The organism is Rhizobium sp. N122, from assembly GCF_002211295.1.
Taxonomy (GTDB): domain Bacteria; phylum Pseudomonadota; class Alphaproteobacteria; order Rhizobiales; family Rhizobiaceae; genus Rhizobium.
Window position 1 is genome coordinate 120,854 of the sequence record NZ_LOKU01000010.1, and the last position, 24,333, is coordinate 145,186.

Annotated in this window: 22 protein-coding genes; 11 read left to right on the forward strand and 11 right to left on the reverse strand. The window is 63.0% G+C overall.

Features of this window, described 5'->3' with window-relative positions:
- Positions 1–70: 70 nt before the first annotated feature.
- Positions 71–427 (reverse strand): hypothetical protein, encoded by a 357-nt coding sequence (locus ATY75_RS09635; protein WP_064837491.1) that lies wholly within the window; start codon positions 425–427, stop codon positions 71–73.
- 140 nt (positions 428–567) lie between these two features.
- Here ATY75_RS09635 and ATY75_RS09640 point away from each other — a divergent pair, with 140 nt between their 5' ends.
- Positions 568–1,323 carry a DeoR/GlpR family DNA-binding transcription regulator gene (locus ATY75_RS09640; RefSeq protein ID WP_088937359.1) on the forward strand — a complete coding sequence of 252 codons (756 nt, stop codon included), beginning with the start codon at positions 568–570 and terminating at the stop codon, positions 1,321–1,323.
- Here ATY75_RS09640 and ATY75_RS09645 read toward each other — a convergent pair whose 3' ends face one another.
- Positions 1,324–2,331 carry an asparaginase gene (locus tag ATY75_RS09645; protein WP_088937360.1) on the reverse strand — a complete coding sequence of 336 codons (1,008 nt, stop codon included), beginning with the start codon at positions 2,329–2,331 and terminating at the stop codon, positions 1,324–1,326.
- Positions 2,332–3,036: 705 nt separating this feature from the next.
- On the opposite strand from ATY75_RS09645, the gene ATY75_RS09655 reads away from it, so the two are divergent.
- On the forward strand, positions 3,037–4,248 hold the full coding sequence (locus ATY75_RS09655) for an MFS transporter (RefSeq protein ID WP_088937361.1): 1,212 nt from the start codon (positions 3,037–3,039) through the stop codon (positions 4,246–4,248).
- Between the two features lie 28 nt (positions 4,249–4,276).
- On the opposite strand, the gene ATY75_RS09660 is transcribed toward ATY75_RS09655, so the two are convergent.
- Positions 4,277–4,900 carry a metalloregulator ArsR/SmtB family transcription factor gene (locus ATY75_RS09660; RefSeq protein WP_088937362.1) on the reverse strand — a complete coding sequence of 208 codons (624 nt, stop codon included), beginning with the start codon at positions 4,898–4,900 and terminating at the stop codon, positions 4,277–4,279.
- A gap of 102 nt (positions 4,901–5,002) precedes the next feature.
- On the opposite strand from ATY75_RS09660, the gene ATY75_RS09665 reads away from it, so the two are divergent.
- Positions 5,003–6,430: an MFS transporter gene (locus tag ATY75_RS09665; RefSeq protein ID WP_088937363.1), complete on the forward strand. Its 1,428-nt coding sequence runs from the start codon at positions 5,003–5,005 to the stop codon at positions 6,428–6,430.
- A 58-nt stretch (positions 6,431–6,488) separates the two neighbouring features.
- On the opposite strand, the gene ATY75_RS09670 is transcribed toward ATY75_RS09665, so the two are convergent.
- From ATY75_RS09670 to ATY75_RS09690, 5 genes are all read right to left on the reverse strand, one after another.
- Positions 6,489–7,262, reverse strand: coding sequence for a class I SAM-dependent methyltransferase (locus ATY75_RS09670; RefSeq protein WP_088937364.1), 774 nt, complete (start codon positions 7,260–7,262; stop codon positions 6,489–6,491).
- A gap of 160 nt (positions 7,263–7,422) precedes the next feature.
- Positions 7,423–8,418, reverse strand: coding sequence for an NAD(P)H-quinone oxidoreductase (locus ATY75_RS09675; RefSeq protein ID WP_088937365.1), 996 nt, complete (start codon positions 8,416–8,418; stop codon positions 7,423–7,425).
- A 76-nt stretch (positions 8,419–8,494) separates the two neighbouring features.
- Positions 8,495–10,312: an EAL domain-containing protein gene (locus ATY75_RS09680; protein ID WP_088937366.1), complete on the reverse strand. Its 1,818-nt coding sequence runs from the start codon at positions 10,310–10,312 to the stop codon at positions 8,495–8,497.
- Between the two features lie 157 nt (positions 10,313–10,469).
- Entirely contained in the window at positions 10,470–10,712 is a 243-nt protein-coding gene (locus ATY75_RS09685) for a type II toxin-antitoxin system ParD family antitoxin (RefSeq protein WP_064837472.1), read from the reverse strand.
- 163 nt (positions 10,713–10,875) lie between these two features.
- Positions 10,876–11,424, reverse strand: coding sequence for an HdeD family acid-resistance protein (locus ATY75_RS09690; RefSeq protein WP_064837470.1), 549 nt, complete (start codon positions 11,422–11,424; stop codon positions 10,876–10,878).
- A gap of 139 nt (positions 11,425–11,563) precedes the next feature.
- Between ATY75_RS09690 and betI the strand changes: the two genes are divergently transcribed.
- From betI to betA, 3 genes are all read left to right on the forward strand, one after another.
- Positions 11,564–12,205, forward strand: coding sequence for a transcriptional regulator BetI (gene betI, locus ATY75_RS09695; protein WP_088937367.1), 642 nt, complete (start codon positions 11,564–11,566; stop codon positions 12,203–12,205).
- Positions 12,202–13,665: a betaine-aldehyde dehydrogenase gene (gene betB, locus ATY75_RS09700; RefSeq protein ID WP_088937368.1), complete on the forward strand. Its 1,464-nt coding sequence runs from the start codon at positions 12,202–12,204 to the stop codon at positions 13,663–13,665. Before betI ends, betB begins: the two co-directional genes overlap by 4 nt.
- Positions 13,666–13,865: 200 nt before the next feature.
- On the forward strand, positions 13,866–15,518 hold the full coding sequence (gene betA / locus ATY75_RS09705; protein WP_088937369.1) for a choline dehydrogenase: 1,653 nt from the start codon (positions 13,866–13,868) through the stop codon (positions 15,516–15,518).
- An 11-nt stretch (positions 15,519–15,529) separates the two neighbouring features.
- On the opposite strand, the gene ATY75_RS09710 is transcribed toward betA, so the two are convergent.
- The 3 genes from ATY75_RS09710 to ATY75_RS09720 form a co-directional block, all read right to left on the reverse strand.
- Entirely contained in the window at positions 15,530–16,003 is a 474-nt protein-coding gene (locus tag ATY75_RS09710; protein WP_088937370.1) for a DUF6644 family protein, read from the reverse strand.
- 18 nt (positions 16,004–16,021) lie between these two features.
- Entirely contained in the window at positions 16,022–16,408 is a 387-nt protein-coding gene (locus ATY75_RS09715; RefSeq protein WP_088937371.1) for a DUF6152 family protein, read from the reverse strand.
- 105 nt (positions 16,409–16,513) lie between these two features.
- On the reverse strand, positions 16,514–16,960 hold the full coding sequence (locus ATY75_RS09720; RefSeq protein ID WP_003569590.1) for an Rrf2 family transcriptional regulator: 447 nt from the start codon (positions 16,958–16,960) through the stop codon (positions 16,514–16,516).
- 418 nt (positions 16,961–17,378) lie between these two features.
- On the opposite strand from ATY75_RS09720, the gene ATY75_RS09725 reads away from it, so the two are divergent.
- From ATY75_RS09725 to ATY75_RS09745, 5 genes are all read left to right on the forward strand, one after another.
- Positions 17,379–18,137 carry a phosphoadenylyl-sulfate reductase gene (locus ATY75_RS09725; protein WP_088937372.1) on the forward strand — a complete coding sequence of 253 codons (759 nt, stop codon included), beginning with the start codon at positions 17,379–17,381 and terminating at the stop codon, positions 18,135–18,137.
- 102 nt (positions 18,138–18,239) lie between these two features.
- Complete coding sequence (gene cysD / locus ATY75_RS09730; RefSeq protein ID WP_064837453.1) at positions 18,240–19,193, forward strand: sulfate adenylyltransferase subunit CysD; 954 nt, start codon at positions 18,240–18,242, stop codon at positions 19,191–19,193.
- Between the two features lies 1 nt (position 19,194).
- Positions 19,195–20,691: a sulfate adenylyltransferase subunit CysN gene (gene cysN, locus ATY75_RS09735; RefSeq protein ID WP_088937373.1), complete on the forward strand. Its 1,497-nt coding sequence runs from the start codon at positions 19,195–19,197 to the stop codon at positions 20,689–20,691.
- Positions 20,692–21,011: 320 nt separating this feature from the next.
- Entirely contained in the window at positions 21,012–21,653 is a 642-nt protein-coding gene (locus ATY75_RS09740) for a peroxiredoxin-like family protein (protein ID WP_088937374.1), read from the forward strand.
- 111 nt (positions 21,654–21,764) lie between these two features.
- Positions 21,765–24,059: a PBP1A family penicillin-binding protein gene (locus ATY75_RS09745; RefSeq protein ID WP_088937375.1), complete on the forward strand. Its 2,295-nt coding sequence runs from the start codon at positions 21,765–21,767 to the stop codon at positions 24,057–24,059.
- Positions 24,060–24,333 lie beyond the last annotated feature (274 nt).

A 24,333-nucleotide genomic window follows, 5' to 3' on the forward strand; every position in this document is an offset into this window, starting at 1 on the left:
ACGTCCCCTCTCCCCGTTTTACGGGGAGATCATTAGGGTGAGGGGCTGCCTTCTGGCACGAACTCGCCCTTCAACCGCAACCCGGCACATCCTCCAGCCGGTGCCAGACCGGAATGCCGCGCTCCCTGGCGATGCGCACGTCATTGTCGGCGCCCTTGGAATCGCCGGCCAAGCGCAGCACGCCCTCACAGAGCTGCAGCAGCCGGCCGGCGACCGGGTGGAAAATCTCTTCGTAAAGCGCATCGCCGACCGATTTGCCGCCGGCGGCGTGCCAGATCGGCAGGGCCACCCATTCGCCGATCATCGGCACGTGGCCGGCCGCAAACAGCGCGTGCGAGGGCTGCTCCAGCCGCTTCAGGTTGGCGGCCATCTTTTCCGGGTCGTCGCCGGTTCCCGACCTGTAAGGCCCGGCAATCAATATCAACATGATCCACTCCTTCGCCCCGCTTCTGCGGGAGCACTCCCGGCTTCATGCACGGGATTTCGTGAAAATGCACGATATTTCTTGAATGTCGAGTCAATTCGTGCAATATCGGGCCATTACGGTTAATATCGTGCAGAGAGCCCATGCTGACGTCACAACGCAAAACCCTGATCCTCGACATATTGCGCCGTGACGGCCAAGTGATCGCCAAACGCGTCGCCGAAGATCTTTCCCTTTCGGAAGACACGATCCGCCGCGACTTGCGGGAGATGGCGGCGGAGGGGCTGTTGAAACGCGTGCATGGCGGCGCGATGCCGCTGGCGCCAGAACTGCCCGATTTCACCGCGCGGGCCAGCGTCTCCTCAGAGATCAAGGCGCGGCTGGGGGCTGCTGCGGCGGCGACGGTGAAGCCGGGGCAGATGATCTTTCTCGACGGCGGCACGACGACGGCGGAGATCGCCCGGCACCTGCCGCGCGACATGCCCCTGACGGTTGCGACCCACAGCCCGACGATCGCCGCCGAACTCGAGCACCACCCAACGGCCGAGGTGATCCTGACCGGCGGCCGGCTCTACAAACATTCGATGGTGGCGACGGGGGCAGCAGCAGCCGCGGCGATCTCGCAGTTGCGCCCCGACCTGTTCTTCCTCGGCGTCACCGCCGCCCATCCGGTGCATGGGCTTTCCACCGGCGATTTCGAGGAGGCGGCGATCAAGCGGCATATCGCCCGCTGTTCGGCCGAAACGCATGTGCTGCTGACGCAGGAGAAGTTCGATCTCGTCTCGCCCTGCCCGGTGCTGGCGATTTCCGAAGTCGCCGGGATGATCGTGCCGGCGGAGATGCCGGCAGAACGGCTGAAACCCTATCGTGATCTCAACGTCGCGATCGCCGCGGCGTGATCACTCAGTCAAAGCCGAGGTGACCCTGACATCGCCGACATGGATGCCGTTCCAATTGCGCATGGAGGTTGCGGCAAAAGCCGTCAGGGCGGCATGAATCTCGTCTTCCGTCTCGAAGAAGCGGGCGAGCGTGGCGGCGACCATGGCTTCGGCGGCGCGGGTGGCGCCATCCTCGCATTTCAGCGCGATGGCGATGCCCTTTTCCGGGATCGCGGCGCAGAAGACGCCCTCGGCGCCGGTTTTGACGAAGATGCGGCCGGGAGCGATCTGCATCAGTTTCGTGCAGGCGCGGCCGGAGCCGGCGACATAGAAGGGTTCGGCCATGCAGGCCTCGATCAGCCGGCGGGATGCCTTGGCGCGCAGGGGCTCCAGACCGACGCCGGTCGCCATTTTGGCAAAACCGTGGGCAAGGCTCCTGAGCGGCACGGCATAGGTAGGGATCGAGCAGCCGTCGGTGCCACAGCTCTCGGCGCCGAGCACGGCGCCGGTCAGGCTTTCCATCGTTGCGCGGATCTCGACCTGCAGCGGGTGCTGATAGCCGACATAGCCTTTCGGATCGATATCCTGGTGGCAGCAGGCGCAGATGAAGCCGGCATGTTTTCCCGAGCAATTGTTGTGCAGCGCGGTCAGTGCGTCGAGCGTGCGGGCCTGGTGGATCAGGACCTTCTGGCTCATCGACCAATGGGCGCCGCATTTCAGCGCTCCCGCATCCCGGCCGGCCCGCGCCAGCATGGAGGCGGCAAGCGCCACATGCTCGTCCTCGCCATTGTGCGAGGCGCAGGCGAGCGCCAGTTCCTTGTCGCCGAAACCATAGGCGTCGACCGCACCGCTTTCCACCAGCGGCAGCGCCTGCATCGCCTTGCAGGCCGAACGCGGGAAAACGGCGGCGTCGATATCGCCCAGCGAAAAGACAAGCTCGCCGTCGCCATCGACGACCGCCACCGCGCCGCGATGGCGGCTTTCGACGAGCAGGCCACGGGTGACTTCGACGGCGACGGGATTGGTCATGGGCTTTCATCCAGGTGCTGCGGGATGCGGCAGGCATAACGCGTCCCGCTGACAAAGCCAACGGGGTTTAGGCTTTGCCGGAGTGTCGCAACGGCATGCGCGGACGGCGGGTTTGGCGGAAACACACCGCCAGTCTCCGTCATCCCAGGCCTTGAGCCTGGGACCATGGTCGCAGTTGATGGAGACGGCGTGGATCCTCGGGTCAAGCCCGAGGAGGACGGAGGGTGGGGTGGGCTTCTGGAGCAAGTACCGCGACAGATGGCGTAATGGGAGATTAGTTGCGTCCCCTGCCGCGCTCAGACCGGCCTTGAAGTTGGATGCCTTCAGACGATATCCTGCAACCCAGTTCGCATTCGCAGGAATCGTTTTGCAATCAGGCCTATCCATTTCAGAGTCCATATTGTGGGTATTTTTCACGGTCGCCTCTCTCAGCCTGGCGTGCTGGTTGGCGCGCTGGACCAAAAGGACAAGCGTTGGAATCATCCTTGGAGCACTTCTGGGGTTGGCCTTGATGTCAATTGCCTCAGTTCTGGTCGGTTTCCTGGGAAACGTTCTTCCCTTCGGGCAAATCGACTTCTGGCTCTCCAGTTTGACAGCGCAAATCTGAAGCAAACATCCATCACAGGAATTGACCGAATCGATCGAAAACTATTGTTTCTCTGATGTGTCAGATGCGACTACAGGTGGTGCATCAGGAACCGCCCCATGTCATCCACCTTTTCCTTGATCCTGCGCGATAAGCGGATCCGCATTCCGGCGGTGACGCTCGTCGCGCTCGCCTTTACCTATGCCTCGACCGCGCCCTATCAATCGATCATCGGGATCAACGAATTGGGCCTCAGCAACGGCACTTATTCGGCGCTGATCTTCTTCTCGGCGATCGTCAATGTCACCACCAGCCTGACGCTCGGCATCTGGTCGGACCGGCTGAAAGAGCGGCGGCCGCTGGTGCTGGGGCTGTCTGTCGCCGGCATGCTCGGCTTCGGGTCGATCGCGATCTTTCACAGCCCCGCCGTCTTCATCGTCTCGACGCTGTTGCTGGTGCCGATGAGCAACTCCACCTATTCGCTGCTGTTTGCCAGCCTGCGCGCCAGGACCAACCAGATGGATCGCGGCCAGGCGGCGGGGATCACCGCAACGGTGCGGGCGCTGTTTTCCGGCTCATGGGCGCTGGCGCCGGGGATGATCGGCCTCTATCTCGTCAATTCGCCGTCGATGACGCCGGCCTATGGGATCGCGGCCGTGGCAAGCCTCATTTGCTTCTGCCTCTACTTCTTCTTCGCGCCCGGAAACGGCATGGCTGGCCCGGCCCTCGATCACGTCGGCTTCCTGGCGTCGCTGAAGCGGATCTTCATGCCCTCTGTGCTGGTGCGCGTCATCGTCATGGCGCTGCTGTTCGGGCTGCAGCGGCTGAACAGCATGCTGCTGCCGCTGATCATCACCCATGCTGCCGGCGGCACCGTGGCCGATGTCGGCTTCATCGCCGGGCTGACGGCCTTTCTCGAAATGCCGTTCATGGTGATGTGGGGCATGGCGCAGCGGCGGTTCCGCACCGTGCATGTGCTGGCCTTCGGAGCGCTGATCTATTGCTGCTATCTGCTGCTGCTCGGATTTGCCGCAGCACCCTGGCACATCTATGCGCTGCTTCTCCTCAACGCCTGTGGGGCGGCGGCAATCCTCAGCGTGCCGATCACCTATCTGCAGGACCTGATCGCCGACCGGCCGGGGCTCGGAACCTCGCTGCTCTCGCTCAACACCTTCATCGGCACCGGCATCGCCGCCGGGCTTTTCGCCTTCGGCACATCGATCAGCGACTATTCCGGCACCGCCTTCGTCGGCGCCGCCGCAGGCCTCGTGTCGATCGGAGTCCTGCTCTATCTCGAAAGCAGCAGACGGCAGGCGCGGCAGCCGGCCTGAAGCACGAGTTGCCTGCGTGTGCTCGGCCTCAACGCGGCGTGATGCGATAGGCGCAACGCCTTGCGCCCAAGAGGATGTGTTCGCTGCGCTCGACCTCGGCGCCGAGGGCAGTGCGGAAGGTTTCGAGTTCGGAGCGGCAGAAGCCGGCGCAGGCAGAAGCGGCTGCGCAGATCGGGCAGTGGTTTTCGACCAGCATGAACGATCCGTCCAGTTCGCGCCAGTGATCGGCCATATAGCCCTCGCGGGTGCGGATGGCGGCAAGGCTTTCGACACGCGCGGCAAGGTCACCGGCATTTTCCAGTTCCTGCCGATAACGCTGCAGCGTCTCGGCCTCGCGGGCGGAGATGACGGTATCAAGGGCTGCGGGTCCGAGCTGTTCGGTGAGCGTGACGAGAAGGTTTGCCGTCAGCTCGGCGTGGCCGTCCGGGAATTGGCGGTTGCCCGCGGCAGTGAGATGCCAGAGCTGACGCGGCCGGCCCCTGCCCGTGGTCCCGATGGTGACCGGCTCCACCAGCCCCTGCTCCGCCAGCTTGGCGAGCTGCTGGCGGGCGGCCTCGCCCGAAATGCCGAGCGCATCGCCGATCGCCGAACCGAGCTGCGGGCCGTCGGTCTTTATCAGGATCAGGATGCGGTTGGCGGGCGACTGGCGCATATTTTTCCAAGCGATATCTTGTTTTAATGAGAGCGGCATGTAATTTTCCAATTTATAACTTGGAAAATAATCCTTCGCCAGCAAAAACATCGAGATCGTCCCATGTCGGATATCGACCAGACTGCAACCGTTCCCAGCGCCAGCTCCCTCCTCCGCCTCTTCCTGCCCGAGCATCTGCCGGCAACGTTGATCCTTGCCGGCGGCGTGACGCTTTATGCGGTGGAGACTTACATCATGGCAACGATCGCGCCTTCGATCGTGCGCGACATCGGCGGGCTCGCGCTGTTTTCCTGGGTCACCAGCCTGTTCGTCGCCGCCGCCGTGCTCGGCTCGATTTTCGTCGCCATGCGGCCACGGGGTGTCGGGCTTCGCGGCGTCTATGTGATCGCGGCGCTGGTCTTCGGCGTCGGCAGCCTGATTGCCGCAGCCGCGCCGTCGATGCCGGTGGTGCTGGTCGGACGCGCGGTGCAGGGGCTTGGCACCGGGGCGCTGGCCGCGCTTGGTTATGCCTTCATCCGCTTCGTCTATCCCGAGCCGCTATGGACGAAGGCATCGACGCTCTATGCGGCGATCTGGGGTGTGGCGACCGTCATCGGGCCGACGCTTGGCGGCTTCTTCTCCGCCGGCAGCAACTGGCGCTACGCCTTCATCGTGCTGGTGCCGCTCGGCCTGGCAATGGCGGTATTGGCGCCGCGGTTCTTGCCCGAGGTCGAAGACGATCGCGAGCAGGCGAAAACGCCAATAGCCCAGATCGGGCTGCTGCTCGGCGCCGTGCTGATGGTCAGCACCGCGGGCACGATCGAGACGACCGCCGCGAAAATCGCTTTGATCGCGGCCTCGATCGCTGCGGTCGGCGGCATGCTTGTCATCGAGGGCCGAAGCCCGAACCGGCTGCTGCCCTCCGGCGCGGTCAGCCTTTCCCGGCCGATTGCGCGCGTTTACCTGACAATGCTGGCGATGACTTTCGTGCTCGTCAGCGACGTCTTCATTCCCTATTTCCTGCAGGTGCTGCATGGGGTGGCGCCGCTTGTCTCCGGTTATCTGGTGGCGCTCGTCGCTCTCGGCTGGACGTTTTCGGCCTTCCTCAGCGGCTCGCTGAGCGGCCGCCGCGCGCAGGCGGCGATCGTTGCCGGTGCGCTGATCGAGGCGGCGGCCACCCTTTCGCTGGCGATCTTCCTCGCGCGCGACAATCCGCAGGCGAATATGCTCTTCATCGTGCCGGCGGCAGTCGGCATGTTCATGATGGGCTTCGGCGTCGGGCTCGGCTGGGCGCATCTCGTCGCCATGGTGTTGACACTTGTCGCCGGCAACGAACAGGACAAGGCTTCGGCGGCAATCCCGACGATGAGCTCGCTCGGCGGCGCTTTCGGCGCGGCCTTTGCCGGCGTCATCGCCAATGGAGCCGGCCTTGTCGATCCGGGCGGCGTTGCCGGCAGCATCTCGGCGGCCCACTGGCTCTATCTGCTAATGGCGCTGCCCGGCCTTCTCGCGGTCGGCGTATCGCTGACGCTGAGAGAAAGCCGAAATTAGAAAAGGCGCCTCGGTTCGGGGCGCCTTTCAAGCTTGAACGTAGAGTCTAGCCCGGCCCTCAGGCGACGTTGCGTTCGGGCTCCTGCTGGACGGCCTGCTGCTTCACGCCGAGGTAGAGCACGGAGCTGCGGCCGATGCCATAGGTATCGCAGACATCGGGCGTCAGGAAATCGGTGACCGGAATTTGCTGGACCGCCAAACCGGCGCGCTGGATCACATCGATGAACCCGGACTTTGAGAAGAGACGCACATGGTCGTCCTGGCCGAAATGCGCCCAGCGGCCTTCCGGCGTCGTCACGTTGGGATCTTCATGGGTGTCCTCGATCGACAGGCAGATCGGCGCCATCAGGATGGCGACGCTGTCCTGCTTGAGAACACGCCGGATTTCGGCGGTGGCACGCACCGGATCCTCGACATGCTCGAGCACATGGGAGCAAAGCACGAAGTCGAAGCTCTCGTCTGCGTAGGGCAGGTTGTGGATATCAGCCTTGTCGTCTGCCTCGGGCAAATACATGTCGCAGCTGCGGTAGAAGACATGTGGGTGGGTCTTGAGCCAGAAGGTCAGGGCCCGGCCCGGCGCAATGTCCAGGAAGCGGACGGCCTGTGCCTGGTCGAGGCGCTGGAACACCGGCGTCAGGAACAGCGCGAAGAGCCTGTCGCGATCGGTCGAATGACAATTGGGGCAGCTATAGGCCTGATGGTTGATCGTCTCGAATTCATCGACCTGGTAGGGAAAGCCGTGCTCGCCCGCCTTGTCGATGTAGTAGCGCGGAAGCGGTACGAAATGCGGAATTCTGCTGCGGCAGATGGGGCAGGCGTGGAATAGGGCCATTGTATTCCTCGTAGGGACCGTACAACGCGCAGGCAACGCCACATCAATATGCGCAATTTCGGGGCCGGGTTTCGTTCAGGTGGCTATTCAACGACCCGAAGACTCAAAAGCGTCCAGGATCAAATTCACCTTGCGCCCGAATGCTGGTCCGAAGCTGACCTCAGACGGTGAGCATGATCTTGCCGATATGGCTGCCATCCTCCATCAGCCGGTGCGCCGCGACGACCTCTTCGAAGGCAAAGACCTTGTGGATGACCGGGGCGACCGTGCCGGCCTCCAGGAGCGGCCAGACTTCGGCGAGCAGGTCGTCGCGGATGGCGCGTTTCTCCTCCGCCGTGCGCGGGCGCATGGTGGAGCCGGTGACCGTCAGCCGCTTGACCATGATCGGCGACAGATTGACCTTTTCGGCAACGGCGCCGCCGAGAAAGGCGATGATCGACAGGCAGCCGTCTTTGGCGAGCGAGGCGAGGTTGCGCTCGAAATAGGCCGCACCGATCATGTCGAGGATGATATCGACGCCCTGACCGGTTTCAGCCTTGATCACCTCGGCGAAATCCTCGCTCCGGTAATTGATCGCGCGTTTGGCGCCGAGCCTTTCACAGGCCTCGCATTTCTTGCTCGAGCCCGCCGTCGCATAGACCTCGGCGCCGAAGGCGCGGGCGAGTTGGATCGCCGTCGTGCCGATGCCGCTGGTGCCGCCGTGGATCAGCACTGTCTCGCCTTCGGTCAGCCCGGCCATCTGGAAAAGATTGGCCCAGACGGTGAAAAAGGTTTCCGGCAGGGCCGCGGCCTTCACCGCGTCATAACCCTTGGGAAAGGGCAGGATCTGGCCTGCCGGCAGCAGGCAATATTCGGCATAGGCGCCGCCGTTGGCGAGCCCGCAGACCTTGTCGCCGACACCGTAGCCGCTGACGCCAGGGCCGATCGCAACGATTTCGCCTGACAGCTCCAGGCCAAGGATCGGGCTCGCATCCTTGGGCGCGGGATAGCTGCCCTGGCGCTGGGCGACGTCGGGGCGGTTGACGCCGATCGCCTCGGCGCGCACCAGAACCTGCCCCTCACCCGGCACCGGCAGCGGGCGTCTGCCGATCGTCATCACCTCCGGGGCGCCGAAGGACGTGAGATCGACGAAACGCATTTCCTGCGGCAGTGACATGGCGCGACCCTCCCTGTTCGGAACCAGGAAATAAGTCAGCCCCGCGGGCTTGGGAAGACTTGATGTGGCAAGGGCGTCAATTCGCCTCGCCCAGCAAGTGAAAGACGAGACCTTCGTCGCTCTCCTTGGCCGCCGACTTGATGACGGCGATCTCGGCGCTGACGCGGTTGATATCGTCGATGACGAGACCTTCCGGCAATTCGATGACGCCGATCGAGCAGCGCATCAGCGGGAACAGCGCTTCGGCGCCGCTGCGATCATGGCCGAGGATGCGGCCGGCGGCGCGGTGCTCATCGGAATAAAGATCGAGCACGTCGTCGTGGAAATCGCTGATCAGCCGGTCGAGAATCTCAGTCAGTTCCTCCTGCGTCCAGCCGACGACGCCGATGAAGAAATCGTCGCCGCCGACATGGCCGAGGAAATGGCGCTCGGCGAAGAAATAACGGCGCATCAGCGCTGCAAACAGCGAGATCGCGTGGTCGCCGAGATGGAAGCCGTAAGCATCGTTGAACGGCTTGAAATTGTCGAAATCGCAATAGCAGAAATGGCGGACCTCATCGCCGTCGCGGCCGGACTGGCGCATGAAATCGCGGATGGCGCGATTGCCCGGCAGGCCGGTCAGCGGGTTCTGGTCCTGGGCTGTTTTCAGCTGCTTCTCGTTGATGACCTTGATCAGCGAGGCGGCGGAGACGACGCCGGCATAGCGCATATTGTCGGTCAGGATCAGGCAGTTGCTGCCTTCCATATTGGCGAAGATCGCCATCAGATGCTCGGCATCGCTGTCGAGGCCGACGATCGGCGCCATCTCGACGAAATGCGAGATGCTGCGCTCATACATCTTGTTCTTCAGGAGATCGCGGCCGAAGGGCTGGTAGATATATTCCTTGAGGTGCTGCTCGTGGATGATCCCGCGCGGCTCGCTATTGGCGTTGAGCACGGGAAAAAAGGCCTGGCGCGGATTGCGGCGGAAGAGCTCGAAGACGCTGTCGATGCTGTCGTTTTCGTAGACCGCCGGCAGCAGCTCGATCTGCTTGCGGATGAGGATCTCGTCGAGCGACTGGCTGGCGCGCTTGCTTTTCCCGAGCTCCTGCAGATGTGGGAAGGACGGCGCCAGCTCCGACATGTGCGTCGTCGGCCGCGAGATGAACCAGCCCTGGACGAGATCGACGCCATATTCGCGGCAGGCGATGAATTCGGCCTCGGTCTCGATGCCCTCGGCGATGACGCGGGTGCCGAGCACATGGGCGATGTTGACGATGCTCTTCAAAAGATGACGCTTGCGCGGACTGCGGTCGATCTCGGCAACGAAATGGCGGTCGATCTTCAGATAATCCACCGCATGATCGCACAGCAGTTTCATTTCGCCGTGACCGACGCCGAAATCGTCGATCGCCAGCTTGAAACCGGCCTTGCGCAGCTTCGACACCAGGGCTGAGAATTCCGGTACGCTGGTATTGTCGAAGCGTTCGGAAAATTCGAAACAGATCGAAGACGGCGGGATATTCCCGGTCCTCAGATGCTGCAGCAGGTTCTCGACCAGCCGCTCGCCATCCGGGATCAGCCGGACATCGAGATTAAGGAACAGCGTCGAGGTAGAGAAATTCGACAGCGTGGCGAACTTGGCGAGCGCGCGGCTGGCGACCATCTGTTCGAGCTGCAGCAGCTGGCCGGCCTGATGGGCCTCGTCGAGGATCTCGGCCGGCGTGTGGTAGCCGATGCGATCCTGGCCGCGCATCAGGGACTCGTAACCGAACACCGTGCCGGTACCGGCCTCGACGATCGGCTGGAAGGCGTTTTCGACCACGAGTTTGGCAAGGGTGACGAGCTGATCGCTGGCGTAGCGGCGCAGAACGCCGGGCTCGACGGCGGCAGCCAGGGATGTGCCGGTCTTCATCGCGGGCCGATCTCCACTGTGACTTGTCTTTTGAGTCAGGAAGATGCCGGGGAAGGATCAATGAACCCTTTCGCCAATGTGAAAGTTTTGTGAAAGCCGCGGGCCATCGGCACGCGCTCCGCGTTTATTGAAATTTCCAATGCAATCAGGCGCTTGTTCAGGCAGAGCGACGGCGCTGCGCCTCGTGATCGGCGAACATGTCGGCGACGCATCTGCCGCCGGAGGCAACGCTCTCGTCATCGAGGAGATCGGCCTTGATTTCACCGAGCTTGCGGGCGCTATCCCAGAGGCGGAGCGCCTCGCGGACGACCTCGCTGCTCGAGGCGTAACCGCCATTGTCGACGGCGGCACGGATGCCCGCTGCCTGTTGCGGAGAGATGGAAACGGTGACCATCGGCATGAACTTCCTCCCTTTTTTATTCAGGCAGAACCCTGCCTTTGGGGGACGCATGACCATTTGCGGCGATCGCGCACAGGACCACCCGCTTTTGGCGATCGGTCCATACCCCTTAAGTCTAATCCCCTGTCATCTCCTTGTCAAAATAGGCGTATCAAAAAGGGCTTCAACTGCGGATGCCGAGCCCGAAGGCGATCATGGTCGAACCCTGGATGATGAGATCGATGGCCAGGAACAGACCGAGGATCCAGAAGCTGTTCACCGGCCAGCCGAGCGCGATGACGAAGCCGGCCAGCGCCGTCATGACGCCGCTGATCGCGATCCATCGCCAGCCCTTCAGCGGCCGCATCCGCATCCCGACCCAGAGGCGGAAAATGCCGGCCACCAGCAGCGCAATCGCCAGAAACAGCGTCAGGGCCGCCGAGGTGAAGATGGGATTGATGAAGGCGAAGATGCCGGCAAGCACGTAAAGCACGCCGCTCAGAGCCCAGAAGAGCACTTGATCCCAACGGCGCACCTGAAATGCGTGGACGAGATAGATGACGCCGCCCGCCAGCATGAGCATGCCGACATAAAAGACCGACGCGACGGTCGCCATCAACAGGTTGCTGAGAGCGATGAGGCCACAGATAAGAAGCAGCACGCCGAGGCCGAGGAACCAGACCCATTTCGACCGAAGCGGGGATCCGGGCATTTCGTTGAAGACGCTGGTCATGGCACACCTCCTGATCAACGAATATGTCGCGCCCGTTTCTCCGGAAAAGATCTGCGCGAAATCAATTCGGCCAATATTTTTGTTGATTGATCAGTCAATCAAAAATATCCTTGTCGAAAATGCGTGAGGAGTTGGCGGTTTGCCGAAAGTCGGAATGGAGCCAGTGCGCCGCAAGGCGCTTGTCGATGCGGCGCTGCGGGTGATCGGCGATCACGGCTCGCTTGCCGTCACCATGTCCGACATCGCCCGCCAGGCGGGCGTGTCGCCAGCTCTCGCGCATCATTATTTCGGCAGCAAGGAGCAATTGCTGATCGAGACGATCCGCTCACTGCTGCGGCAGTTGCGCCGCGATACGGTGGCGGCGCTGAAGGCAGCGCGCACACCGCGTGAACGGCTGTCGGCCGTCATCCGGGTCAACTTCCATGCCGACCAGTTCGCGCCCGACACGATTGCCGCCTGGCTTGCCTTTTACGCCGAAGCGCAGCGCTCGGAGGAAACCCGGCGCTTCCTGGTGATCTATGCCGGCCGGCTGCGCTCCAACCTGCTTGCCGATCTCAAGGCGCTGCTGCCGGCCGACGCCGCAGAACGCATCGCCGAGGGCGCTGCGGCGATGATCGACGGGCTCTACATCAGGCAAAGTCTGAAATCGGCGCCGATCGGCATCGAAGCCTCGATCGCGCTGACGGAGGATTATGTGAACGCGCTTCTGGCCGCCGCCTCCCCTTCTCCCCGCGAGCACAGGGGACGATCACCTCAAACCATCCAAGGACAAATGACATGAAAGCCCAGCCGAAAGCCTCGCACTTCATCGACGGGGAATATGTCGAGGACACAGACGGCACCGTCATCGAGAGCCTCTATCCGGCGACCGGCGAGGTGATCGCCCGGCTGCATGCGGCAACGCCTGCGATCGTCGAACAAGCGATCGCCGCGGCCAGACGCGCCCAGCCGGAATGGGCGGCGATGAGCCCGATGGCGCGCGGGCGCATCCTCAAGCGCGCCGCCGAGATCATGCGCGAGAGAAACCGGGCGCTCTCCGAACTGGAAACGCTCGATACCGGCAAGCCGATCCAGGAGACGATCGTTGCCGATCCGACCTCGGGCGCCGACGCCTTCGAATTCTTCGGCGGCGTCGCACCCGCCGGCCTGAATGGTTCGCATATCCCGCTCGGCCAGGATTTCGCCTATACCAAGCGGATGCCGCTCGGCGTCTGCGTCGGCATCGGCGCCTGGAACTATCCGCAGCAGATCGCCTGCTGGAAGGCGGCCCCGGCACTCATCTGCGGCAATGCCATGGTGTTCAAGCCGTCTGAGAATACCCCGCTCGGCGCCCTGAAGATCGCCGAGATCCTGCATGAGGCGGGGCTGCCGAAGGGGCTCTTCAACGTCATCCAGGGCGACCGCGACACCGGGCCGCTGCTCGTCAACCATCCCGATGTCGCCAAGGTATCGCTGACCGGATCGGTGCCAACCGGGCGCCGGGTGGCGGCCGCCGCCGCCGGCAGCCTCAAGCATGTGACGATGGAACTCGGCGGCAAGTCGCCGCTCATCGTCTTCGACGATGCCGATCTCGATTCGGCGGTCGGCGGCGCCATGCTCGGCAATTTCTATTCCACAGGCCAGGTCTGCTCGAACGGCACCCGTGTCTTCGTGCAGAAGGGCATCAAGGCCGAGTTCCTGAAGCGGCTGAAAGCGCGCACCGAGGCGATGCTGATCGGCGACCCGATGGATGAGGCGACGCAGATCGGCCCGATGGTTTCCTGGGCGCAGCGCGAAAAGGTGGTCGCCTATATCGAAAAGGGCAAGGCCGAGGGCGCAACGCTTGTCGCCGGCGGCGGTATTCCCAACAACGTTTCCGGCGAAGGCTATTATGTGCAGCCGACGGTGTTTGCCGACGTCACCGACGACATGAGCATCGCCCGCGAGGAGATCTTCGGGCCTGTGATGTCGGTGCTCGATTTCGACGATGAGGACGAGGTGATCACACGCGCCAATGCCAGCGAATTCGGCCTCTCCGGCGGCGTCTTCACCGCCGACCTCACCCGCGCTCACCGCGTCGTCGACCGGCTGGAGGCCGGCACGCTGTGGATCAACACCTACAATCTCTGCCCGGTGGAGATCCCTTTCGGCGGCTCGAAACAATCCGGCTTCGGCCGCGAGAATTCGCTGGCGGCGCTGGAGCATTATTCCGAGCTGAAGACCGTATATGTCGGCATGGGGCCGGTAGCGGCGCCGTATTGAGAGTGAAAAGACCCCTCCCCAACCCCTCCCCACAAGGGGGAGGGGCTAGAATGCCGCACCGATTTTACTCTTCTTCGATCGCACCGCTTGCGGCGCTGATTTCGGAGCAAGGCGGTGCCGCAAGTTAAGCCCCTCCCCCTTGTGGGGAGGGGTTTGGGGCGGGGTCTTCAGCCCGTTGCAAAAGAATCTAAGGGAACGTCATGCAACAAGCAGATTTCGTCATCATCGGCTCGGGCTCGGCGGGGTCCGCCCTCGCCTATCGCCTCTCCGAAGACGGCAAGAATTCGGTTCTCGTCATCGAGGCGGGCGGCAGCGATTTCGGTCCATTCATCCAGATGCCGGCCGCCCTTGCCTGGCCGATGAGCATGAAGCGCTACAATTGGGGTTATTTGTCCGAGCCGGAGCCCAACCTCAACAACCGGCGCATCACCGCGCCGCGCGGCAAGGTGATCGGCGGCTCCTCCTCGATCAACGGTATGGTCTATGTGCGCGGCCATGCCGAGGATTTCAACCGCTGGGAGGAGCTTGGCGCCAGCGGCTGGGCCTATGCCGACGTGCTCCCCTATTTCAAGCGGATGGAACATTCGCATGGCGGCGAGGAGGGCTGGCGCGGCACCGAGGGGCCGCTGCATGTCCAGCGCGGCGGCTTCACCAATCCGCTGTTTCGCGCCTTCATCGAGGCAGGCAAACAGGCAGGTTTCGAAACGACGGAGGATTATAACGGCAGCAAGCAGGAAGGCTTCGGGCTGATGGAGCAGACCATCTTTTCCGGCCGCCGCTGGTCTGCCGCCAACGCCTATCTGAAACCGGCGCTGAAGCGGAAGAATGTCGAGATCGTCTACGGCTTCGCGCGCAAGGTAATGATCGAGAACGGCCGGGCGACGGGCGTCGAGATCGACCGCGGCGGCAGGATCGAGGTGGTGAAGGCGAACCGCGAGGTGATCGTCTCGGCCTCCTCGTTCAATTCGCCGAAGCTTTTGATGCTCTCGGGCATCGGACCGGCCGAGAATCTGAAGGAGATGGGCATCGAGGTGAAGGCCGACCGGCCGGGTGTCGGCGCCAATCTGCAGGACCATATGGAATTCTATTTCCAGCAGATCAGCACCAAACCGGTGTCGCTCTATTCCTGGCTGCCCTGGTTCTGGCAGGGGGTGGCGGGCGCGCAATGGCTGCTGTCGAAGGGCGGGCTCGGCGCCTCCAACCAGTTCGAGGCCTGCGCCTTCCTGCGCTCAGCACCGGGGCTGAAGCAGCCCGACATCCAGTACCATTTCCTGCCGGTGGCGATCAGCTATGACGGCAAGGCGGCGGCCAAAAGCCATGGTTTCCAGGTGCATGTCGGTTACAACCTGTCGAAATCGCGCGGCAGCGTGACGCTGCGTTCGCCCGACCCGAAGGCCGAGCCGGTGCTGCGCTTCAACTATATGAGCCATGCCGAGGACTGGGAGAAATTCCGCCACTGCGTGCGCCTCACCCGCGAGATCTTCGGACAGAAGGCCTTCGACGACTATCGCGGGGCGGAGATCCAGCCCGGAGAAGCCGTGCAGAGCGACGAAGAGATCGACGCCTTCCTGCGCGAGCATCTGGAAAGCGCCTACCACCCCTGCGGCACCTGCAAGATGGGCGCCAAGGACGATCCGATGGCCGTGGTCGATCCGCAGACCCGGGTGATCGGCGTCGATGGCCTACGCGTCGCCGACAGCTCGATCTTCCCGCACGTCACCTACGGCAACCTGAACGGCCCGTCGATCATGACCGGCGAGAAAGCGGCCGACCACATCCTCGGCAAACAGCCGCTGGCACGCTCCAACCAGGAGCCGTGGGTTAATCCAAGGGCGGCGGTCAGCGATCGGTGATTTAGCGGCCCTCAAAGAAATCCAATCCACCGCCCAGCAACCACCGCGCTGATCCAGATTGCCGCCGATAGAGCGGCGGCGAGGCGCAAGCCGGGCCGGACGATTCCTGTTGAAACCAGCGTTTCCCAGCCTTGCCCCAGATGAACCGCCAGCAGGTTGAAAAGGCCGAGCCCGATCAGGCAAAGCTTGGCGAGGAAGGCGGGGTTGGCGGCATATTCGACCGCCCGGACGCTGAAGAGACAGACGCCGGTGAGAATGGACGCGGCAAGGCCGATGCCCGCCGAACGCGACAGAAACGGCGCGACGATCTCCGCCGGCACCTTGCGGAAAAAGCCGGCAAGCCTGAGATCAAGCGGCAGGATGGCGCCGACGAGCAGGCCGATCGCCAGGATATGGGCTGTATTGACGAACATGTAGAGTGTTGCGGAGCGCCGGAGCGCGACCGCGGGTGCGGTGGCTGACAGCCATTCGAGGACGGCGATCACTTCTCGGTTCGCCCTGGCTCAGTTCGTCTTGATGCGGTCGGGATAGATATCGTAGCGCTTCTCGCCGATGGTGATGCGCACCGCCTTCATCCGCTTCTCCTGCGGATCCTGCGAACGGTTTCCGAGGGCGATCACCTGATCGCCTGGTTTGGCGACGCCCTCGACGAAGCCGGAGCGCTCCGTCTGGCGCGGATTGCCGAGTTCGACACGCCAGAGGCCGTCATCGGCGGTGGCGACATCGAGGGTCGGATGCGGCCCGCCCATGGAAATTTTCTCGATGGTGCCGCGAAGCTCGATCTGATCGGCCTCGGCCCACGACCAGCCGTGATGGGCGGCAGCGTTCGTCGCAAGCGCCGCCGTGAGTATGGCCGCAGCCACGAACCGCTGTGCTGAAATCATAGACATGATGTCCTCCCTACCCAATTGATCAGGCAGGTGGAGCATCAAGGCGGGAAGAAAAGGTATTTCACCAAATCTTGAAGGAGAGCGCCCTCTCTCCTCGCCCGATGCTCAGGCGAGCAGCCTGGTGACTTCGGCGCCATGTCTTGGGCCGACGGCGTCGGCGATGGTCGTCGAGAACAGCACCTTGCGGGTGGCATCGGCGACCTTGGCGAAGACGTGGCGGATCTGGCAGTTCTGTTCGCCGTCGCAATCGTCGCACCGGCGGTAGGCGGTGATCGACAGGCACGGCAACGGCGCGATCGGGCCGTCGATGATGCGCAGGATCTCGCCGAAGGTGATGGTGTGGGCGGGCTTCAGCAGGAGATAGCCTCCCTGCTTGCCGCGGCGGCTGACGACGATGCCGTGATGCTTCAGGTCGAGCAGGATCTGTTCGAGGAACTTCTTCGGGATCTTCTGCTGCGCGGCGATGTCGGAAATCATCACCGGTTCGTCGGCATCGGCATCCGCCAGAACCGTCAGCGCCCGCAGTGCATATTTCGCCTTTTGCGTAATCATCTCAGACCATCGACACACAGGCGGCGCGAATCTCCGCACCGCTACGGAAGTACTTTCGCCTCTATGGCATAGTCAGCATGAACGGAATTTGAACGCGCCGTGGAAAGCCTTGAGGATCAAGCGTTTTGGCCTTGTTTTTTGTTCTTGGCCAAGCGCCGGCAATCTACGCCAAAACCGCCTGCTCCGCACCTTTTTCGGCATCACTTCAGATTTCGGATTGACAGGCCGCGTGTAACTCTACTATTTTTATAGACATACCAGCTGTTCGCGGGGACTTTTGTCCTCGGGCGGCTGTTTTTTTGCATTGCGGCAGCTTCGGAGAGATATTTGCTCCTCCGGCCGCAGCTTTCGAAATCCCTTTTTCTGTCCGATCCAGGATTGAACTGCGATACTCCCGTCAACAAAGGACAGGATTCTCATGACTGTTATCAATAGGATTGCAGAAAAAGGGCCGATTGCGGAAGCTGGGGCGCTGAACGACAAGCTGGCGGGTCTCGACCTGGCCGGGCGTCTGTCGCTGGTCTCCGGCCTTGGCGGCCGCGTGGTGTTCACCACCTCGCTCGGCATCGAGGACCAGGTGATCACCGCCGAAATCGGCACGCACCGCCTGCCGATCGACGTCGCGACGCTGCAGACCGGCCGGCTGTTTGCCGAGACGCTGTCGCTGATCGAAGAGACGGAAAGCCAATACGACATCCATATCCAGCGCTACGAGCCCGAGAAGGCCGATATCGACGCCTATGCGGCCAAATACGGCCTCAACGGCTTCTACGAGAGCGTCGAAGCACGGCATGCCTGTTGCGGCGTGCGCAAGCTGAAGCCGCTTGCGCGCGCACTTGAAGGGGCGACGATCTGGATCACCGGCCTGCGCCGCGGCCAGTCGGCCAACCGTGCCGAGACGCCCTTTGCCGAATATGACGCCGAACGGCATCTTCTGAAGGTCAATCCGCTCGCCGATTGGGACCTGGAGGCGATCAAGGCCTTCGTGTCCGATAACGGCGTGCCGGTCAATCCGCTGCATGCCCGCGGCTATCCCTCGATCGGCTGCGAGCCCTGCACGCGGGCGATCAAGCCCGGCGAGCCGGAACGCGCCGGCCGCTGGTGGTGGGAGCAGGACGAGACGCGCGAATGCGGCCTGCATGTCGCCGAAGAGGCCGCGGTGATCGCCGCACAATAACCAATCCATGGCTCCAGGGTGCGGCAACCGCCGCCCCGGAAATCCGACACCTCAAGAATTGCTTTGTGGGCAGCCGCAAAGATCGACAGTCTGGAGTAAGACATGCCCGATAGCCGTCCGGATACGGAACTCAGCAACCCGCAGAGCGCCAAGGCGCCGCTCGACCCGCATCTGAAGGCGCTGGAAAACGAATCCATCCATATCTTCCGCGAGGTTGCGGCCGAATTCGAGCGTCCGGTCATGCTCTATTCGATCGGCAAGGATTCCTCGGTGCTGCTGCACCTGGCGCGCAAGGCCTTCTATCCCGGCCGCGTGCCCTTCCCGCTGCTGCATGTGAACACCGGCTGGAAGTTCCGCGAGATGATCGCCTTCCGCGACGAGACCGCCAGGAAGTACGATCTCGACCTGATCGAGCACATCAATCCGCGCGGTGCGGCCGAAAACATCACCCCCTTCACCCATGGTTCGGCCGCCTTCACCGACATCATGAAGACCGAGGGTCTGCGCCAGGCGCTCGATGCCGGCCAGTTCGACGCCGCTTTCGGCGGCGCGCGGCGCGACGAGGAAGCCAGCCGCGCCAAGGAGCGCATCTATTCCTTCCGCACGCCCGACCATCGCTGGGACCCGCGCAACCAGCGGCCGGAACTGTGGAACGTCTATAACGGCATGATCCGCAAGGGTGAGAGCGTGCGCGCCTTCCCGCTGTCGAACTGGACCGAGGTGGATATCTGGCGCTACATCCAGGCCGAGGACATTCCGCTGGTGCCGCTCTATTACGCCAAGAAGCGGCCTTTCGTGGAGCGCGACGGCATGATGATCCTGGCCGAGGATCCGCGCCTGGAACTGCTGCCCGGCGAAGTCCGCCAGGAAGGCATGATCCGCTTCCGCACCCTCGGCGACTTCCCGCTGACCGGCGCCATCCGCTCACAGGCAACCACCCTTGAAGAGGTGATTGCCGAACTCGAAATCGCAACGGTGTCCGAACGCCAGGGCCGCGCCATCGACCGCGACCAGTCCGGCTCCATGGAAAAGAAGAAGCGTGAAGGATATTTCTGAGATGACCGCAGCCAACACCGCCGTCTCGGCCGCAACCGCCGTCAGCCTGCCCGCGGCCGAGCCGCAGAAGGCCCAGCGCGACTCGCGCCCGCTGCGCCTGATTACCTGCGGTAGCGTCGATGACGGCAAATCGACCCTGATCGGCCGCCTGCTCTGGGACACCAAGGCGGTCAAGGAAGACCAGGCCGCCACGCTGCAGCGCGATTCCACCGGCAAGCAGAACGATCTCGGCCTGCCCGATTTCGCGCTGCTGCTCGACGGCCTGCAGGCCGAGCGCGAACAGGGCATCACCATCGATGTCGCCTATCGCTATTTCTCGACCGACAAACGCTCCTTCATCGTCGCCGACACGCCCGGCCACGAGCAGTACACCCGCAATATGGCGACCGGTGCTTCGACCGCCGATCTCGCCATCCTGCTCGTCGATGCCCGCTTCGGCATTCTGGAACAGACGCGCCGTCACGCGACGATCGCCTCGCTGCTCGGCATCAAGCAGTTCGTCCTCGCCGTCAACAAGATCGACCTGACGGGCTACGACCGCGCCGGCTTCGACAAGATCAGCCATGAATTCCGGGAATTCGCGCTGTCGCTCGGCGTCAAGCAGATCACCGCCATTCCGATGTCGGCGCTGAAGGGCGAAAACGTCGTCTATTCCGGCCAGGCCGCCATGCCCTGGTACACCGGCCCGACGCTTGTGGAGACGCTGGAGCTTGCGACTGTGCGCTCGTCGCAGACAGTCGGCTTCCGCCTGTCGGTGCAGCGCGTCTCGCGCCCCGGCGAAAGCTTCCGCGGCTATCAGGGCACGGTTGCCGGCGGCTCTGTGAAGCCGGGCGACAGCGTCATGATCCTGCCGTCGGGCATGGTCGCCAATGTCTCCAAGATCGTCACCTTCGATCTGGTGCGCAACGCCGCCGTCGCCGGCGATGCGATCACCCTGGTGCTCGACCGCCAGGTCGATGTGGCACGCGGCGACATGATCGTCTCGATCGACGCCCAGCCGCAGGTCGGCCTCGCCTTCGACGCGCAGATCGTCGCGCTGCAGCCCGAGGGCATCGAGCCCGGCAAACGCTACTGGCTGAAGAGCGGTTCGCGCCGCCAGCGCGTTCAGGTGCAGCCGCTCAGCCAGCTCGAGCTGAAGACCGGCAGCTGGACTGCCGCCCAGCGGCTCTACATGAACGCCATCGGCAAAGTCCGGCTTGTCTTCGACGAGGCCGCGATCTTCGACCCCTATGAGCAGAACCGGCTGTCCGGCTCCTTCATCCTAATCGACCCGGAGACCAACAACACGGTCGCCGGCGGCATGGTAACGGGCAAACGCACCGAACTCGGCGGCCTGCACAATGGCGAAGGCCGCGTCATCCTCTCGCTGCCTGCCGATCTTGCCGAGCAGATCATGGCCAGCGAACTCTTCGCCAGCCGCAGCCACGAGGCCGAGGTGCGCCGCATGACGGCGGCCGAAGCGGCAGAGCTCTGGTCGAGCGCTGCAAGCGATATCTGACAGGAGATAAGGGGCCAGCACGGCTGGCCTCTAATGCGAGGCCGAATCCGCGGGCTGCAGGGCTGGCGGATTCCTATCCCTCAGCTCAATTTTCTGTGCCGGCCTCTGCGGCCGCCAAAAAATATCCGAATTTGCAGAAAACGGACTTTTTCAATTCACGATTCGCTGTTTAGCGCTTGCCCGTGCGCCAATGTGAGACCATTTTAGATCCGATCCTGGCGGTGCGGTAAGACGAGAGGTCATGCCTTGCAACGCTCAATTTCGACCTCGACCTAACGTGGCGCCTTTTCTCGGCTGATCCCCGAGCGAGGAGGTTGTCCATGTCCACACGCTCTGTCGACCATCCGCTACAACCGGGCGACCGGGTCCCAAACGTTGTGTTTGATGCGATCTCGCGCGAGGGGAAGATCGCGCTCGATGATTTTCGTGGCCGCAGCCCCGTGTTGATCGGTTTGTTTCGCGGCCTGCATTGTCCGTTCTGCCGGCGCCATGTCGCGGCCATGGCATATCTCAACCCGATGCTGCGTGAGAAAGGCGTCCAATCCCTGGCTGTTGTAAACACCCCGGTCGAACGCGCACGGCTCTATTTCCGTTACCATCCGATACCCGATCTCCTTGCTGCTTCCGACCCCGTGCGGGCTTCGCACCAAGCCTTCGGCTTGCGCGAGGTCGGGATCGACACGGCCATGGCGATACGGATCGATCTTCCGGGCGAGTTGCCCGAGCCTATGAGCGTGATGGCCATGGACGAATTTCTCAACGAGAAGGAAGGATATCAAATTACCGAAGCCGATCAGCAGATGATGACGGCCGACCACGGGCAGCTTGTCGGTCAGTTCCTGATCGACCGGGAGGGCATCGTGCGCTGGAGCTTCACTGAAGTTCTGGAGGCCGGGCTCCAGACCTACACGGCACCGAATTCCCAGGAATTGATGTCGGCAGCTTCCCAAGTCGCACATTGACAACGAAAAACCCGCCCGACGACCCACCGTGCGGGTGAGCCTTTTACGGTGGAACACGCAGCATCACCCCGCTATAAAGGTCATGCTGCGTTTCTTTTTTTGCGGTAAGCGATGCCCAATTCTCCCGAATCCTCAGGTGAAAACGTTAGCAGCTCGAGCTCGGGCCGCAATCAGACCCTGGAGTCGGCAGCGCCGGCGGCCGCCTCGGATTCGCCGGGAACCCCAGTCGACGACCCGCAGCCGCCCCATGGATCCTTCGACCAAACCAGGCGGGCCGCAAGGACGCTGTTACGGGCGATACGTCAGGATGTGCAGGCAAGTTCTGCCTTGGCAAAGATCAAGACGGCCGCATTGTTTTGGGGGGCGAAGCTCAAGAGATCGACGCGGCCTGGAATGGCGTCGGCTCCCCTGACATGGATGACGACTGCTTTGGCAGGGGCGGCGCGGCGTATTCGCGATCGGCGTTCAAGCCCGCGTGAAAATCGACAGAGCACATGGCGCATCGCCGGATGGCGAAAATTCGCTTTGGGGTTCGTCTTTCTTGTCTGCCTCGTCGTCGGAAGCGTGCTGGTGTGGGCCCTGAAAGACGTGCCCTGGAGCGAAATACGGGATGGAACGTTAAAGCCGGTCGTCGTGCTGGAAACCGCCGACGGGGCGCCGCTGGTGAGACAAGGACCTTATCAAGGGCCCTATGCCCGATACGAGCAGTTTCCGCCGCATCTGATCGATGCCGTCCTTTCAATCGAGGATCGCCGCTTCATGGATCATTTCGGCATCGACCCCAGGGGCATCGGGCGGGCGCTTCTGCGGAACCTGGAGGCTGGCTCGGTGGTGGAAGGCGGCAGCACCATCACCCAGCAGCTGATCAAGCTGCAATATCTCGACAGCGACCGAACCATAAAACGAAAAATCCAGGAGGTCGTCATCGCCTTCTGGCTGGAGTGGAAGCTCGGCAAGGCGGAAATCCTGACGCGCTATCTCAACAGCGTCTATCTTGGCGCCGGCGCCACCGGCATGCCTGCCGCCGCGCGCATCTATTTCAACAAGGACATCGACGCTCTCGACCTGCCGGAGTCGGCGATGCTGGCGGGATTGCTGCGGGCGCCGAGCCAATGGAATCCCATCGACAATTTCGAAGGCGCGCGGCAGCGCACCATGGTCGTTCTCGACGCGATGGCGGCCAATGGCAAGATCACCGCGCCACAGGCGGCGGCGGCCAAGACGAGCTTTGCCAGGCTGCACCCGACGACACCAACGCCGCGCTCCGGAAGCTGGTTTGCCGACTGGATTTCGCCGCAAGCGAGCGAAATCGCCGGCTCCTCGCCGGGTTCGACGACGGTGCGCACCACGCTGGTGCCGCAGCTGCAGCAGAGCGCCGAACGGATCGTGAAAAGAGCTCTGGACGGAGAAGGAAGGACAGTCGGCGCATCGCAAGCCGCCTTGGTTGCGATGACGCCGGACGGCGCGGTCGTGGCGATGGTTGGCGGGCGCGATTATAAGGCAAGCCAGTTCAACCGCGCCGTCACCGCGATGCGCCAGCCGGGTTCCACCTTCAAGCTGTTCGTCTATTACGCAGCCCTGAAGGCTGGGCTCACTCTGTCCGACCGGGTTCTGGACGCGCCGATCGACGTCAACGGCTGGTCGCCGGAAAATTCCGGTGGCAATTATAGCGGCTGGGTCACGCTTGCCGAGGCGTTCGCGCGATCGCTCAATGCCGCGTCGGTGGCGCTTGCCCAAGAGGTGGGTCTCGACAATGTGATTGCCGCAGCCCGCGAACTCGGCATCGATGCGCCACTGGCCAACACGCCGTCGCTGGCGCTCGGCACCTCCGAAGTCAATCTGCTTAACCTCACCAGCGCCTATGCCTCCGTCCAACTCGGCAGGGCACCCGTCAAGCCCCGGGGCATCATCGACTTCCAGGCGGCGGGGCAGCCCAAGACGTTTCGCGTCGGCTCACGGTCAAAGCCGACTGTCGATCTTTCGCCCTATCAGTCCGATCTCCTCGGCCTCCTGCAGCTGGTGGTCGAGCGCGGCACCGGACGCGGCGCGGATCCCGGCATGTTTGCGGCCGGCAAGACCGGCACGAGCCAGGACAATCGTGACGCCTGGTTCGTCGGCTTCACCGACGCGCTCGTCGTCGGCGTCTGGGTCGGCAATGATGATGACGCGCCGATGAAGGGGGTGACGGGCGGCGGCCTGCCGGCGCATATCTGGCGGGACTTCATGCGCGAGGCGACGAGCGAAGCAACGCTGAACGGCGTGCGATCGGCCGAAACAGCAGATGATGGTCAAGGCGCACCGCAGTCCTGCAACATCACCGCCTGCTCGCGCAGTTACCGCTCCTTCCGCCCATCCGATTGTACCTACCAGCCATATTCGGGCGGCCGGCGGCTATGTGAGAAGTGATGTGGTTCGGCAAAGATCGGGGCTGCCGCGCCCTCTCTCCGCCCTCATCCTGAGGCGCCCCGCAGGGGGCCTCAAGGCCGGCCACCGCTATCTCTTCGGCAATGGATGGGGGACCGCTCCTCATCCGCCCTCGTCCTTCGAGGCTCCGGCCTAGAGTCTGTCAGCGCTAATCGGAATCGTGCGGAGATTCCCTTGCCTTTGATTTTGTGATTCAAGGTCATTGCTGGTGTGGAGGCCGGCAATGATGGTGCGACCTCTTTCTCTGGATTTGCGA